Source organism: Streptomyces sp. NPDC020845 (assembly GCF_044334165.1).
In the GTDB taxonomy this organism is placed as follows: domain Bacteria; phylum Actinomycetota; class Actinomycetes; order Streptomycetales; family Streptomycetaceae; genus Streptomyces.
The window spans coordinates 111,694-123,820 of sequence record NZ_JBIRSJ010000023.1; the positions used below are offsets into that span (position 1 = coordinate 111,694).

Here is a 12,127-nt window from a genome sequence, read left to right on the forward strand (position 1 = left end):
GCCAGGCGACTTCGTATGTTGGAGGTGACTGTCGTACTGGGCGGCTAGTGTTTTGCTCGGTGCGAGGGGGAGGTGCGCTCGATATGTCCAAGGCCGATAGGGGCTGTAGGTACCGGCTCTACCCGGAGCCCGGGACGGCAGCTCGGCTGGAGTCATGGGGGCACACCGCCCGGGCCTTGTGGAGTATGGCGCTGTACCAGCGCATCTACGTATACGAGCAGCGCGGTAGGACGCTGAACCTCGCCGGGCAGGGAAGGTTTCTGACCGAAGCCCGGCGGGAGATGGACTGGGTTGCCGACCTGCCCGCGCAGTGCGCGCAGCAGGTGCTTCGGCATCTGGATGCGGCCTATGCGAACTTCTGGAATCCGGACCACCCGGCCGGCTTTCCGGCGTGGAAGAAGCGCGGACACCGCCTTGCGGTCTCTTTCCCTGGCCAAGCCGTTGAGGTGCGCAAGCTCAACCGGCACTGGGCCGAGGTCCGGCTCCCCAAACTGGGCTGGGTCGAATTCCGCCTTTCCCGAGTGTTGGGCGGCACCATCCGCAATGCCGGCGTCTCGCGGGACGGGAGCGGCTGGCACATCTCCTTCGGTGTGTACACCGGCCGCAAACCGGACGCCCCGAACGGCGGGCCCACGTGCGGGGTGGACTTCGGTGTCGCCTCCTCGGCGTTCGTCTCCACCGAGACCGAGCCCCGCAAGATGCCGCCCACGCTCAAGCCGATGGAGCGCAAGCGGCTAAGGGCGCTGGAGCAGCGCAAGGCGCGCCAGGTCACCTACGCCAAGAAGCACCAGGGGGGCAAGTACTCCAGACGTCTGCGGCGCACGATCGCGCAGATCGCCAGACTCCGTACCCGGCAGGTCAACCGTCGCCAGGACTTCACGCACAAGCTCACCACCGATCTCGCCCAAAACCACGGCATGATCGGAATCGAGGACCTGCGTGTGAAGAACATGACCAGGGCCGCCAAGGGCACCGTCGAGTATCCCGGCAGCCGAGTCCGTCAAAAGACGGGCCTGAACTGCGGCATCCTGGACAACGCCCCAGGAGAACGTCGATGGCAGCTTGAGTACAAGTGCCGCATGTACGGCTCCCAGCTCATCGCCGTGCCGCCGTTCCACACCTCCCAGACCTGCGCCAACTGCGGCAAGGTCGACCCCAGCAGCCGCGAAGGCTGCGGCCGGTTGTTCTCCTGCGTGCACTGCGGGCACGAGGACGACGCCGATCACAACGCCTCGGTAGAGATCGAGGCCCGAGCCCGCCGGACGGGTGGCTCGGTCATCAACCGCACGCGCAGCGCCGCCCTGGCGCGAGTCCCGGCCCCGCGCCGGAGGCGGACGCGTGAAGCCCTTCAGGCCGCCCACGGGTAGCCGAGGGAATCCCCTTCCTGAGCTTGTGAGGGGAGGGGAGGATCGTCAAATGACGCTGATGGCGAAGAACGATGCGGTGTTCGAGGCGGCGGGTTTTCCCGCCGGTGTACTTCACTGCGACGAAGGAGACCGCGCCCAGGTGCGACTGAGGGGTATCAGGGGCGGTCGAGGCGCAGGCGTTCGGCTCGTGGCCGGCCCGGAACGATCAGCCCCGGGTGCTCGGCGCGGAGGCGGAGCGTCCGCTCGGGCGAAGGCCGGATCCAGGCCGGTCTCCGACCGCCTGTGCAACGAGCACTCCAACCCGATCGACTGAACTGGTGGACGAGCAGTGGCGGGAACTACGCGGGAATGCCTTCGGCACTTGAGTGGATTCGGCCTGCGCCTGCGCCCGGAGTCATGACAATGTGTGCATGGTTGACGACTGGAAGCGACGCCTTGATGCGCTTCACGCAGAGTTGGTCCGCCGCGACGACCCCGTCGCTTGGGTGACTGAGGCCGACGCGGTGAACGCTTCGCGGCGGTACCCGTACATGGCGCTGCGTGGGCCTGTCTTCGGTATTGCCGTGCAGGAACCCACCGTCGGTCCGGACTGGCGTCTGCTGCTGCCGGTCGTGAACGGGATGCCCCAGCAGGCCCGGGACGAGCTGCACTCGCACCTGTGGTTCAAGGCCAAAGACGACACCGACGACCCCGCCGTACGACGCGAACTATTGGCGGCCGTGGCCGTGCTGGAACGCGAGCCGGTCAACGAGGTGGAGGCCCTCGGCGTGCGCTACCGGGTTGTACGGGGAGACGAGTTCGCGCGCAGCGGGGAGGACGGGCTGGAGCCACCCCGTCCCACCGACAGGGAACCGGTCGACAGAACCTGGGGCGTACTCAGCCGGAGGCCCTCGCCGGACACGGGCTTCGTCCTCGACCCTGACCAGGACGGCGGCCTGATCGCAGGCGCCTTGAAGCTGGGACTGCGCGATTTCGCCTACGCCGACTCCCGATTCCCGGCCGAAGTACGCGCGGACTCAAAAGGAGCAGCCGCCGCCTATCCGGACATCGTCCTGCTCCCTGTCGGCTTCGGCGTGGCGGAGCGCAATGAGAAAGGGTGGCGGCCACGTGGCGCCATGATGGCCACCCCACACGAGGCACGGGACCTGCTGTACGGCGCGATGACGGATACCTGGCCTGTGCTCTACAAACTCGACGAGCGTGAGAAAGCCGAGTACATCAAGGCGGCCGAGGAGTTCAAAGCCGCCGGCCACGCCAATGAAGCGCGCGTGGGCGACCGCCTGTACCGCATCTGCCGTATCGAACGGCTGGTCCGCTGCGGTCCAGACGGGCCGGAGCCACCGCGCCGCACAGACGTTGACGAATACGGTCCTTCCAAGATGCATCCGACGATGAGCGAGGACGGCAGCCTCCACTACGACTGACCCCTGAAGGCCGGTCCTTTCAGGGGCGGTCCAGCCGCAGCCGCTCGGCTCGTGGCAGACCCGCGACCACCAGGTCGTACGAGTCCTCGATGAGCTCCCGGACCAGCCGGTCCGGGAGCTCGGCGTCGACCGTCACCGTGTTCCAGTGGCGCTTGTTCATATGCCATCCCGGAACGATCAGCTCCGGATGCTCGGCACGGAACCTGATCGCCTGCTCCGGGTCGCACTTCAGGTTCACCGTGAGGGGGCGGGCTTCCAGGGTCGTCAGGGCGAACATCTTGCCGCCTACCTTGTAGACCGAGACTTCCGGGACTCTGGGGAAGGGGAACTCCTCCACCGCCGCATTGAAGGAGAGGCAGAAGGAGCGAAGCTGTTCGGGGGTCAATCCGGTATCTCCTTGCGCTAGTCGTCGGACGGGCCCATGGCGAAGAGGGCGAGCTCGGTCCGGCCGTTGTGGAAATCGTCTTCGCCGCGGGGCTCCAGGAGAGCGGCCAGCCACCGTCCGTCCGGTGACCAGGAGAGCCCTTCGACCCAGGTCGTCAGCTGCCGACCCATGACGATCTCCTTATCGGCCATCCGCCACACACAGAGCTCCTGAAGGCCCTCCTGGCCCTCGTGCAGATAGGACAGCTTGGGGCTGGAGCAGTTGACCACGAGGTAGCTGCCGTCGGGGCTCGACTCGAGCTGGAACAGCCGTTCCGAGGCGTCCATGACCTTGTCGACGACCTCGCCCGTCGCCGGATCGACGACGTACAGGTTCTCCTGCGCGCCCAGGAACAGCCGGGAGCCGTCCCCGGAGAAGCTTTCGCACTGGATGGGGTCCCAGCTGTCGGCGTGGGACACGCGCCGGCGCGGCGATCGCTCCGTGGCGAGCAGGTCGTAGCCGCCGTCGCGCGCGTCGTTGGGGTGGAGCCGGTAGGCGCCGTCCCGCGAGCGGGTCTTCCCGCCCTGGAACGGGACCTCGACCTCCGCACGAGCGTCGACGTCGAAGGCCCACTGCGGCTCGACCTCGGCATCCTCCGGCTGAGGGTATGTCTTGATCGTGAGGATGTGCTCCCCCGGCACCCACATCAGCACCGGCACGATCCACTCGTCACCCGCCGAGGTGTGCAGCACCTCGCTCCAGTCGGCGGGGTCGTACACCCACACCCGGTTCTGGTCGCTGCATACGGCCAGATACTTGCCGTCGTCGGAGAACTCCACCTGCAGGAGATAGTCGTAGGCCAGGTCGCCGGTGGCGCTGTCGAACGGGCGCAGGGTGACCGCGGGGCCGGCCAGGTCCGGGATATGCGGCGCGTCCACCGCCGTCCAGGTGTCCGCGATGAGCGGAAGGGCCGCCGTCCCCCAGGCGGCACCCTCGCGCAGCGGCTCCAGCCAGCGCCGGTCGGTGACCGTGACCTCGTACTCGCACTGGACGAGCAAGTCTTCGTCCTTCCAGGCCCCGTCGCGCTCGTAATAGAAGTCGTGCAGCCGATCCCACTGCTGCGCGGCGAGCGGATGATTGCGGGTGGCGACGCGCTCGACTCCGGATACGAACCGGCGCGCATGGGCGTCGACCCAGGCGAAGTCCAGCGCGGTCTCGGTGTCCACCAGCTGCCGCAGGGGTCCCGTGCCGGGAGTCCCCGAACGGCCGGACGCCCCTTCCCACAGCAGAAAGAAGAAGAACGTGGGGTCGTCCGGTATGGCGGCGTGCGTACGGCCTTGGGTGTCGTAGTAGACCACGAACACCTGGAACCGGGCGCGCAGCCGCTCCCGGTCGACGGAAAGCACCCGCACGCCATACATATCGGTCGACATCGTCGCCCTCTCCCTGCGAAGGCCAAGTGGCCGAATCCGAAACGATGTTGCCATGAGACACCGACAACCGGGTAGCCGGCGCCCGGCGATAGCCGGTCAGGCCGTCCGACGGCTGCTAGCATCCCGACTGATTTCACCATGGGGGTGAGGAGCGGGGATGGGGAACGGTCAGATCGTTTATCAAATCAGCGGCGTTACGAAGAGATTCGCCGGTGCCGACCGGGCGGCCAACGACGATATTTCGTTCACCATTGAACAGGGCGAGTTCTTCGGCATGCTCGGCAGCAATGGCGCCGGGAAAACCACCCTGATCAAACAGATGGTGGGACTGCTCAAGAGTAATTCGGGCGCCATCCGGCTCTATGGCGAGGACGTGCTCGCCGACCCCGTCTTCACCAGTATGCGGGTCTCGTACATGCCCCAGACCGCGTTCGCCCTCAACAGCCTGACGGTCGCCGAGGCGATCTATGTCACGGCGCATCTCAGGGGGCTCGGGCGGCGGGAGGCCAGGCGCCGTCGGGACGCGCTCATCGAGCGGCTGGACATCGGGGCGATGCGGAACAAGGCCGCCCGGCGGATGTCCGGCGGGGAGCGGCGGCTGCTTCAGCTGGCGGTGGCGCTGGTGGCCGATCTGCCCGTGCTGATCCTCGACGAGCCGACGAACGAGCTGGACCCGGCGCACCGGCGCATGGTCTGGGACCTGCTGCGCGAACTCAACCATGAACAAGGGCAGACCATCGTCCTGATCACCCACAACGCGCTCGAGGCCGAGCAGGTGATCGAGCGGGTGGGCATCCTCCGCGAGGGCAGGCTGGTGGCCGTGGGGCGGCCGGCCGAACTCAAGAGCGGGCTGGCCAAAACGCTGAGCGTGTATCTGACCCTGCGCGAGGGGATGGCCGCCGAACTGCCCGACTACCTCCAGGTGCAGAGCCGGCACCGGGGCAAGGTGGTCGCGCAGGTCTCCCGTACGGATGTCGCGCGGCTGACCGCCGACCTCGATCTCGATGAAGTCCTGGAATTCCGCCTGCAGTCCAAGACGCTGGAGGAGGTGTATTTTGAGTACGGAAATTGAGGAAACTGAGAGAAGCGAGGGAATCGGGCGCAAGCCGCTGCCGTTTCATCACGCGGTGTGGACCCTGTTTCTGGTGCAGCTCTCCAACTGGCGATGGTCCTGGCGGGGGATGGTGATCACCGGTATGGTGGCGCCCATCCTCACCCTGGCCGCGATGGGGGTTTTCGCCAAGGAATCGGGCGACCAGTCGGTGCATCAGGTATTCGTCGGCAGTCTGACCCTGGCGCTGCTTTTCGAGACGCAGAACAAGGTCGCCGCGAACTTCGCCTTCATGAAGTTCAATGACGCATTCGCCTTCTACGCCGCGCTGCCGGTGCGCCCGCAGGCGCTCATCGTCGCCACGGCGGCCGCGTTCACCCTGCTGGCGCTGCCCGCGCTGGTGTGCACCACGCTGTTCGGCGTGCTGATCCTCGGGCTGAACGTCAGCCTGTCGCCGCTGGCCGTTCCGGTGCTGCTCGCGGTCGTCCTGCCGTTCGTCGGCTACGGCGCATGGCTCGGGAGCCGGGCGAACGGCCCGGAGGAGGCCGGTTCGCTGAGCCTGCTGTCCGTCCTGGCCATGGTCTCGCTCGGGCCCGTGGCCGTCCCGGCCCATCTGCTGCCGGACTTCATGGTCTGGATCGGCTGGGCGAATCCCGCCTTCTACGCCTCTTCGCTGCTCCGGCAGGTGTTCTTCGGCCCGGTCGGCGGCAGGACGGCCGTCTACTTCGGTGTGCTGCTCGGCTATCTGCTGCTGATGTGGGTGCTGAGCAGTAAGCGGATAGCCGGATTCGGCGGGACGGCGGAGTCTTAGCCGACGCACCCCCGTACCGCGCACCCCCGTACCGCGTACCAGAAATGCGGAACGGCTGCCGCACCGGATCAGGTGCGGCAGCCGTTTACGTTTCGCGGAGGTCTCGCGGTGGCCTCACTTAGTGGAGACGGTCACCTTCTCGTCGTTCTTCAGCTCCTCCACCAGCTGCTTGACCTTCGGCATGTCCCACTGCACCGCGCTGCCCTTGGAGGTGGCCAGGCCGGGGTTGGAGACGGGCATGTTCATCTGCTTGCCGTCACCGCCGGAGACGCTCTTCATCGCGAAGAACATGTCCTTCACGTCCCACAGGCTCATGTCCTTGTCCACGATCAGCGAGTCCAGGCCCGCGCCCATGGTCGGGTAGAGCTTGAAGGGGTTGAGGATGGTGCTCGGCGTGGCGGCCTTGTTGGCCAGCGCGGACAGGAACTTCTGCTGGTTCCTGGTGCGGTCCAGGTCGCCGCCGGCCAGGCCGTAGCGCTGGCGGACGAAGGCCAGCGCCTCCGTGCCGTTCAGCGTCTGCTTGCCCTTCTTCAGGTTGGTGCCGGCGTGCTTCTCCTTCATGTCCTGCGGGACGTCGATCTCCACGCCGCCGACCGAGTCGACGATCTTGGCGAAGCCGTCGAAGCCGATCTCCGCGTAGTGGTCGATGTGCAGGCCGGTGTTGTACTCGACCGTGCGGACCAACAGCTCGGGGCCGGCCATCGAGAAGGAGGCGTTCAGCTTGTTCTGCGAGTTCTGGTACCGCTTGCCGGTGTCCGGGCCGGTGAAGGCCGGGATGGTGACCCAGGAGTCACGGGGCAGGCTGACCATGGTGTTTCCGTTGTCACCGACGTGCAGGATGATGATCGAGTCGGTGCGGCGGCCGTCGGCGGAGCCGGTGTGCAGCTTCTTCTTCTCCTCGTCGGACAGGCCCTCGCGGCTGTCCGAGCCGACGATCAGATAGTTGGTGCCCTTGCCGCCGTCCGGCCGGTCCTCGACCTTGCTGAGGTCCACCTCGCGCCGGAGCTTGGAGTCGGCCCAGAAGTACGTGCCGACGCCGACCGCGAGCAGCAGTACGAGGAAGGTGATCAGGCCGATGGTTATCCGGCGCTTCCAGTTCTTGGGCCGGGCCGCGCGCGGGGCGCCGCCGTGGCCGCCCGGTCCACCCGGTCCGCCGGGCCCGCCCGGGTCGCCGGGGCCGCCGCGGCCGTAGACCTGGCCGGTGTTGTAGCCGTCGTCGGCGTGGCCGCCGTAGTCGTCGTAGTCGTCCTGGGACGCTTGCTGCTGGTGCGGGACGGTGCGGCGCGGCGACAGATCAGGGGGGAGTGGCGGCTCGGCGTGCCGCGGCGGGCCTCCGACGCCCTGGCCCGCGCGCCGCACTTGCGGCATGGCGCGGGCGCCTTCCGGTTCGGCGCTGCCGCTGCCGCTGCCGTACCGGTCCCTGCGGTCGCTCGTCCACCCGTCGGGCCAATCATTCATGAAGGGAAGTGTGCCTTCCCGGGTCGGTCGCCTTACAGGGCGGGTGCCGGATCGGGGCACGGCTGTTGCAGACCTGATAAGAATCCCCCCGGCATATGGTTGAGGCCATGACCATTCAGGCCTCGAATCCGGAGTCAGACATTCCGGGTAAGCCCACGTCCGCCGCACGCATCACCCTCTCGCACATCATGACCGGCAGTGACACCAATCTTCTCGGCACCGTGCACGGCGGCGTCATCATGAAATTGGTCGATGACGCGGCGGGAGCGGTCGCCGGGCGTCACTCCGAGGGCCCCGCCGTCACGGCCTCGATGGACGAGATGGCCTTTCTGGAGCCGGTCAGGGTCGGGGACCTCGTCCATGTGAAGGCCCAGGTGAACTGGACCGGGCGGTCCTCGATGGAGATCGGGGTGCGGGTGATGGCCGAGCGGTGGAACGAGTCCACGCCCGCGACCCAGGTCGGCAGCGCCTATCTGGTCTTCGCGGCCGTCGACGCCGACGGCAAGCCGCGCCTCGTACCGCCGGTCATACCGGAGACCGAGCGGGACAAGCGGCGCTACGAGGAGGCCCAGATCCGGCGTACGCACCGGCTCGCCCGGCGCCGCGCGATCAAGGAGCTGCGCGCCCAGCGGGCCGCGGAGGGCATCGAGGACGCCTGAGGCGCCGCGGGGCCGCCCCGGGGTTGCCCCCGACAGGCGCAACGATGCGTGATCGTGTGTTTACTCATGGTTCGTACAGTGGGCGCATGCCACGCCTTCCCCGCGCCGGTTCGCTGGCCGTCATCCACATCCCGGCCACCCTGCTGTTCGTCGCCGTCGGGCTGATGGTCGGCGGAACGGTCATCAACGCGGGCGGACTCGTCACGCTGACGGTCAGGCCCGTGCGCACCGTCACCCCCGAACCCAACCCCACCTGGTCCACCACGCCGGGCCAGGCGCCGGTCACGCCGACCCCGACGGACACTGACGTCAGCCCGACCTCACCGCCGACGTCACCTCCGACCGGCGGGCCCGACACGAACTCACCGGGGCCCCAGGAGTCACCGAACCAGCCCGAGCAGCCGCAGCCCCAGCAACCACCCAAACCGGACCAGCCCCAGCAGCAACCCCAGCAGCAACCCCAGCAGCAGCCGCAGGGCGGGCAGCCGAGGGCGCTGTGGCGCCCCGCCGCCCTGCACGGCCCCGCCGCGCTGCACAGTGCGGCGGCCCTGCCCGCGGCGCGACAGGACAGCGGGCAGGGCGGGACGACGCTCCAGGCCAATATGCCGGCGATCGCGACGGCCCTGGTGGGCCTGTGCACCCAGGTCCTGGCCCTGCTGACCGCCCTGATCGGGCTGTACGTGGGCGGGCGGCGGGCCGGTGCGGCCGCCCGGGGGGAGCCGCAGCCCGCGGGGCCCCGCGACACCCGCCCCGTCCGCAACACCGGCACCGTGCGCACCCCTAAAGGCAGGCGACCTCGGCGCCGCTGACCGCCTTGCCCGCGCCCTTCTCCGCCGAGGGGTCCTCGGCCCGCACCGGGTGCACCGCGCGGAAGTCCGAGCCCAGCGTGACCCGCATCACCGACCCCTGCCGCGCCACCGGCTTCAGCCGGGCGCCGGGCAGGGCGGCGGCCAGGGTGCGCACCGAGCGGTTCCAGATCGGGTCGTACTCGATCAGCGTGCGCCGCACCGCCGGGGACGCGGCGTCCGCCGGGGCCCCGGTGGTGGCGAAGCCCTGGGTGCGCAGCGTGCGGAGGGTGCGCCGGGCCAGGCCCGTGGTGCTGGTGCCGTTGAACACCCGGACGCGGACCTGGGCGGGCGGCACGTCGACCGGCGTGGCCCGCAGCCGCTTGCGGCGGTGGACGGCGAGCGGGCGGTCCTCGCGGAGGGCCTGGAACAGGCGCGCGGCCCGTACCCGGTCCCAGCGGAGCGTCGAGCCGAGGCCCTTGACCGGGGTGCCGGGCAGCTGGACCGGGACCGAGACGAACTCCGAGGACTCGACGGTGAAGCCGCGCATGGCCTGGCCCAGCGCGACCATGTCGGCCGCGCCGAAGCCGCGGTCGGCGCGGACCGAGCCGAACAGGGTGGCCGCGACCCGGCCGAACTTCACCGGGTTCAGCAGGGTGCCGCTGCCGGTCACCTGGTGGATGACGGCGGCCAGGAACCGCTGCTGGCGGCGGATCCGGCCCAGGTCCGCGGCGCCGTCGAGATGCCGGGAGCGTACGTACTGCAGCGCCTGGCCACCGTCCAGGGCATGGGTGCCGGCCGGCAGGTTCAGACCGGTGTAGGGGTCCTTGAGCGGCCGCGTCGTACAGACCGTGACCCCGCCCACCACGTCCACGGTCTTCATGAAGCTGGTGAAGTCCACTTCCAGGTAGTGGTCGATGTGCACCCGGGTCATATGCTCCACGGTGCGTACGGTCAGGCTGGGGCCGCCCTCGGCATAGGCGGCGTTGAGCTTCTGGTGGTGCGCCGGGCGCACCCGCCCCGACGGTGTGGTGTACGCGGGGATCCGGGCGTACGAGTCGCGGGGGAGGCTGACCACGCTGGCACGGTCCCGGTCGGCGGACAGATGCACCAGCATGATGGTGTCGGTGCAGTGGCAGGGGGCGCCGCCCAGCCGGTAGCGCCGCTTCTGCGCGCGGGTGATCTTGTCCCGGCCGTCGGTGCCGACGACCAGGATATTGACGCCCCGGTCGCTGTCCATGGGCCGGTCGTCGAGGCCACCGAACGCGTCGACCCGGTGGATACCGGACTCCAGCTCGGTGACCAGCAGATGTCCCACGCCGCCGGCGAGCAGCACCAGGGCGGCGGCGCCCGAGGCGATCCGCAGGCCCCAGCGGGGCCGGGAGGGCTGCCGGGGGCGCGGCGGGCGGGCCGGTGCACTCACTGCGGGGGACCTCCGTGACGGCGAGGGGCCTGGTGGGTCTGCGGGGCAGGCGACGGACCTGGCGGGACTGCGGGGCACAACCGCGGACACCGTAGGGCCATACGATGAGCGGAGCGGCGGCCCCACGCCGCCCGCCCCGCCCGCTGCCACCCGGGCGGCGCGCTCCGGTGTCCCCCATTCGCGGTAACGTGGCCTCTCGAAATTCGACAACCACAGCTTTTGGGGGACCTCCCCCCGACCCCCGAGGTGCCATGCCCCCGCATCAGCTCCCGGCCGTCTCCGTGATCATGCCGGTGCTCAATGAGGAACGTCATCTGCGCAACTCCGTCCGGCACATCCTGGAGCAGGAGTACGCCGGGGAACTGGAGGTGGTGATCGCCCTCGGCCCGTCCACGGACCGTACCGACGAGATCGCCGCCGAGCTGGTGCGCGAGGATCCGCGGGTGCATACGGTTCCCAACCCCACGGGCCGTACCCCCGCCGCCCTGAACGCCGCGATCAAGGCGTCCCGCCATCCGGTGGTGGTGCGGGTCGACGGCCACGGCATGCTGTCGCCGAACTACATCGCGACCGCGGTGCGGCTCATGGAGGAGACCGGCGCGCAGAACGTCGGCGGCATCATGCACGCCGAGGGCGAGAACGACTGGGAGCGCGCCGTCGCCGCCGCCATGACCTCGAAGATCGGCGTGGGCAACGCCGCCTTCCACACCGGCGGCGAGGCGGCCCCGGCCGAGACCGTGTACCTCGGGGTGTTCCGCCGTGAGGTGCTGGAACAGCAGGGCGGCTACAACGAGGAGTTCATCCGGGCCCAGGACTGGGAGCTGAACTTCCGGATCCGCGAGGCGGGCGGGCTGATCTGGTTCTCGCCCGAGCTCAAGGTCTCCTACCGGCCGCGCCCGAACGTACGGGAGCTGGCCAAGCAGTACAAGAACTACGGCCGCTGGCGGCATGTGGTGGCCCGCTTCCACCAGGGCTCGATCAATCTGCGCTATCTGGCGCCGCCGACCGCCGTCGTCGCCATCGCGGCGGGCGTCGTGGTCGGTGCCGCGCTGACCCCGTGGGGGCTGCTGGTGCCGGGCGGCTATCTGGCGGCCATCGCGGCGGGCTCCGTCCCGGCCGGCAAGGGGCTGCCGCTGAAGGCCCGGCTGCGGATCCCGGTGGCGCTGGCGACCATGCACATGTCGTGGGGCTGGGGCTTTCTCACCAGCCCGCGCTCGCTGGCCAGGAAGGTCATCGCCAGCCGCCGCCCGGCGGTCACGGCGAGCCAGTAGCCCACCCGGTTACGCGTACGCCGAAGGGGCCGGATCCAGGCGAACCTGGATCCGGCCCCTTCGGCCTGCTCAGCGGCGCGT

11 protein-coding genes are annotated in these 12,127 nt (G+C 69.3%); 7 read left to right on the plus strand and 4 right to left on the minus strand.

Annotated features, from left to right (window positions below; all coding sequences use genetic code 11):
- Nucleotides 1–83 precede the first annotated feature (83 nt).
- Both ACH4U7_RS45595 and ACH4U7_RS45600 read left to right on the plus strand, forming a co-directional pair.
- Nucleotides 84–1,367: an RNA-guided endonuclease InsQ/TnpB family protein gene (locus ACH4U7_RS45595; RefSeq protein ID WP_398533664.1), complete on the plus strand. Its 1,284-nt coding sequence runs from the start codon at nucleotides 84–86 to the stop codon at nucleotides 1,365–1,367.
- A 410-nt stretch (nucleotides 1,368–1,777) separates the two neighbouring features.
- Nucleotides 1,778–2,791: a DUF5954 family protein gene (locus tag ACH4U7_RS45600; RefSeq protein ID WP_358705797.1), complete on the plus strand. Its 1,014-nt coding sequence runs from the start codon at nucleotides 1,778–1,780 to the stop codon at nucleotides 2,789–2,791.
- 19 nt (nucleotides 2,792–2,810) lie between these two features.
- Here ACH4U7_RS45600 and ACH4U7_RS45605 read toward each other — a convergent pair whose 3' ends face one another.
- Nucleotides 2,811–3,176, minus strand: coding sequence for an MmcQ/YjbR family DNA-binding protein (locus tag ACH4U7_RS45605; protein ID WP_358629004.1), 366 nt, complete (start codon nucleotides 3,174–3,176; stop codon nucleotides 2,811–2,813).
- Nucleotides 3,177–3,193: 17 nt separating this feature from the next.
- The gene (locus ACH4U7_RS45610; RefSeq protein ID WP_398533665.1) at nucleotides 3,194–4,588 is read right to left on the minus strand and encodes a WD40 repeat domain-containing protein; all 1,395 of its coding nucleotides are present in this window, start codon (nucleotides 4,586–4,588) and stop codon (nucleotides 3,194–3,196) included.
- A 157-nt stretch (nucleotides 4,589–4,745) separates the two neighbouring features.
- Here ACH4U7_RS45610 and ACH4U7_RS45615 point away from each other — a divergent pair, with 157 nt between their 5' ends.
- On the plus strand, nucleotides 4,746–5,660 hold the full coding sequence (locus ACH4U7_RS45615) for an ABC transporter ATP-binding protein (RefSeq protein ID WP_398533666.1): 915 nt from the start codon (nucleotides 4,746–4,748) through the stop codon (nucleotides 5,658–5,660).
- 55 nt (nucleotides 5,661–5,715) lie between these two features.
- Nucleotides 5,716–6,450, plus strand: a complete 735-nt coding sequence (locus ACH4U7_RS45620) for an ABC transporter permease (RefSeq protein ID WP_398533667.1) — start codon at nucleotides 5,716–5,718, stop codon at nucleotides 6,448–6,450.
- A gap of 114 nt (nucleotides 6,451–6,564) precedes the next feature.
- Here ACH4U7_RS45620 and ACH4U7_RS45625 read toward each other — a convergent pair whose 3' ends face one another.
- A complete protein-coding gene (locus ACH4U7_RS45625) occupies nucleotides 6,565–7,908 on the minus strand; it encodes an LCP family protein (protein WP_398533668.1) in 1,344 nt (447 codons plus the stop codon).
- A 107-nt stretch (nucleotides 7,909–8,015) separates the two neighbouring features.
- Here ACH4U7_RS45625 and ACH4U7_RS45630 point away from each other — a divergent pair, with 107 nt between their 5' ends.
- The gene (locus ACH4U7_RS45630) at nucleotides 8,016–8,567 is read left to right on the plus strand and encodes an acyl-CoA thioesterase (RefSeq protein ID WP_398533669.1); all 552 of its coding nucleotides are present in this window, start codon (nucleotides 8,016–8,018) and stop codon (nucleotides 8,565–8,567) included.
- 86 nt (nucleotides 8,568–8,653) lie between these two features.
- Nucleotides 8,654–9,376 (plus strand): hypothetical protein, encoded by a 723-nt coding sequence (locus tag ACH4U7_RS45635; protein WP_398533670.1) that lies wholly within the window; start codon nucleotides 8,654–8,656, stop codon nucleotides 9,374–9,376.
- Here the strand turns inward: ACH4U7_RS45635 and ACH4U7_RS45640 are convergent.
- Nucleotides 9,348–10,775 carry an LCP family protein gene (locus ACH4U7_RS45640; RefSeq protein ID WP_398533671.1) on the minus strand — a complete coding sequence of 476 codons (1,428 nt, stop codon included), beginning with the start codon at nucleotides 10,773–10,775 and terminating at the stop codon, nucleotides 9,348–9,350. The genes ACH4U7_RS45635 and ACH4U7_RS45640 overlap by 29 nt on opposite strands.
- Nucleotides 10,776–11,026: 251 nt before the next feature.
- On the opposite strand from ACH4U7_RS45640, the gene ACH4U7_RS45645 reads away from it, so the two are divergent.
- Nucleotides 11,027–12,046, plus strand: a complete 1,020-nt coding sequence (locus tag ACH4U7_RS45645) for a glycosyltransferase family 2 protein (protein WP_398533672.1) — start codon at nucleotides 11,027–11,029, stop codon at nucleotides 12,044–12,046.
- Nucleotides 12,047–12,127 lie beyond the last annotated feature (81 nt).

Excerpts from the sequence above, each read along its gene's own strand:
- ACH4U7_RS45595 (WP_398533664.1), top strand. The coding sequence starts at position 84 with ATGTCCAAGGCCGATAGGGGCTGTAGGTACCGGCTCTACCCGGAGCCC.
- ACH4U7_RS45600 (WP_358705797.1), top strand. The coding sequence starts at position 1,778 with ATGGTTGACGACTGGAAGCGACGCCTTGATGCGCTTCACGCAGAGTTG.
- ACH4U7_RS45610 (WP_398533665.1), bottom strand. The coding sequence starts at position 4,588 with ATGTCGACCGATATGTATGGCGTGCGGGTGCTTTCCGTCGACCGGGAG.
- ACH4U7_RS45615 (WP_398533666.1), top strand. The coding sequence starts at position 4,746 with ATGGGGAACGGTCAGATCGTTTATCAAATCAGCGGCGTTACGAAGAGA.
- ACH4U7_RS45625 (WP_398533668.1), bottom strand. The coding sequence starts at position 7,908 with ATGAATGATTGGCCCGACGGGTGGACGAGCGACCGCAGGGACCGGTAC.
- ACH4U7_RS45630 (WP_398533669.1), top strand. The coding sequence starts at position 8,016 with ATGACCATTCAGGCCTCGAATCCGGAGTCAGACATTCCGGGTAAGCCC.
- ACH4U7_RS45635 (WP_398533670.1), top strand. The coding sequence starts at position 8,654 with ATGCCACGCCTTCCCCGCGCCGGTTCGCTGGCCGTCATCCACATCCCG.
- ACH4U7_RS45645 (WP_398533672.1), top strand. The coding sequence starts at position 11,027 with ATGCCCCCGCATCAGCTCCCGGCCGTCTCCGTGATCATGCCGGTGCTC.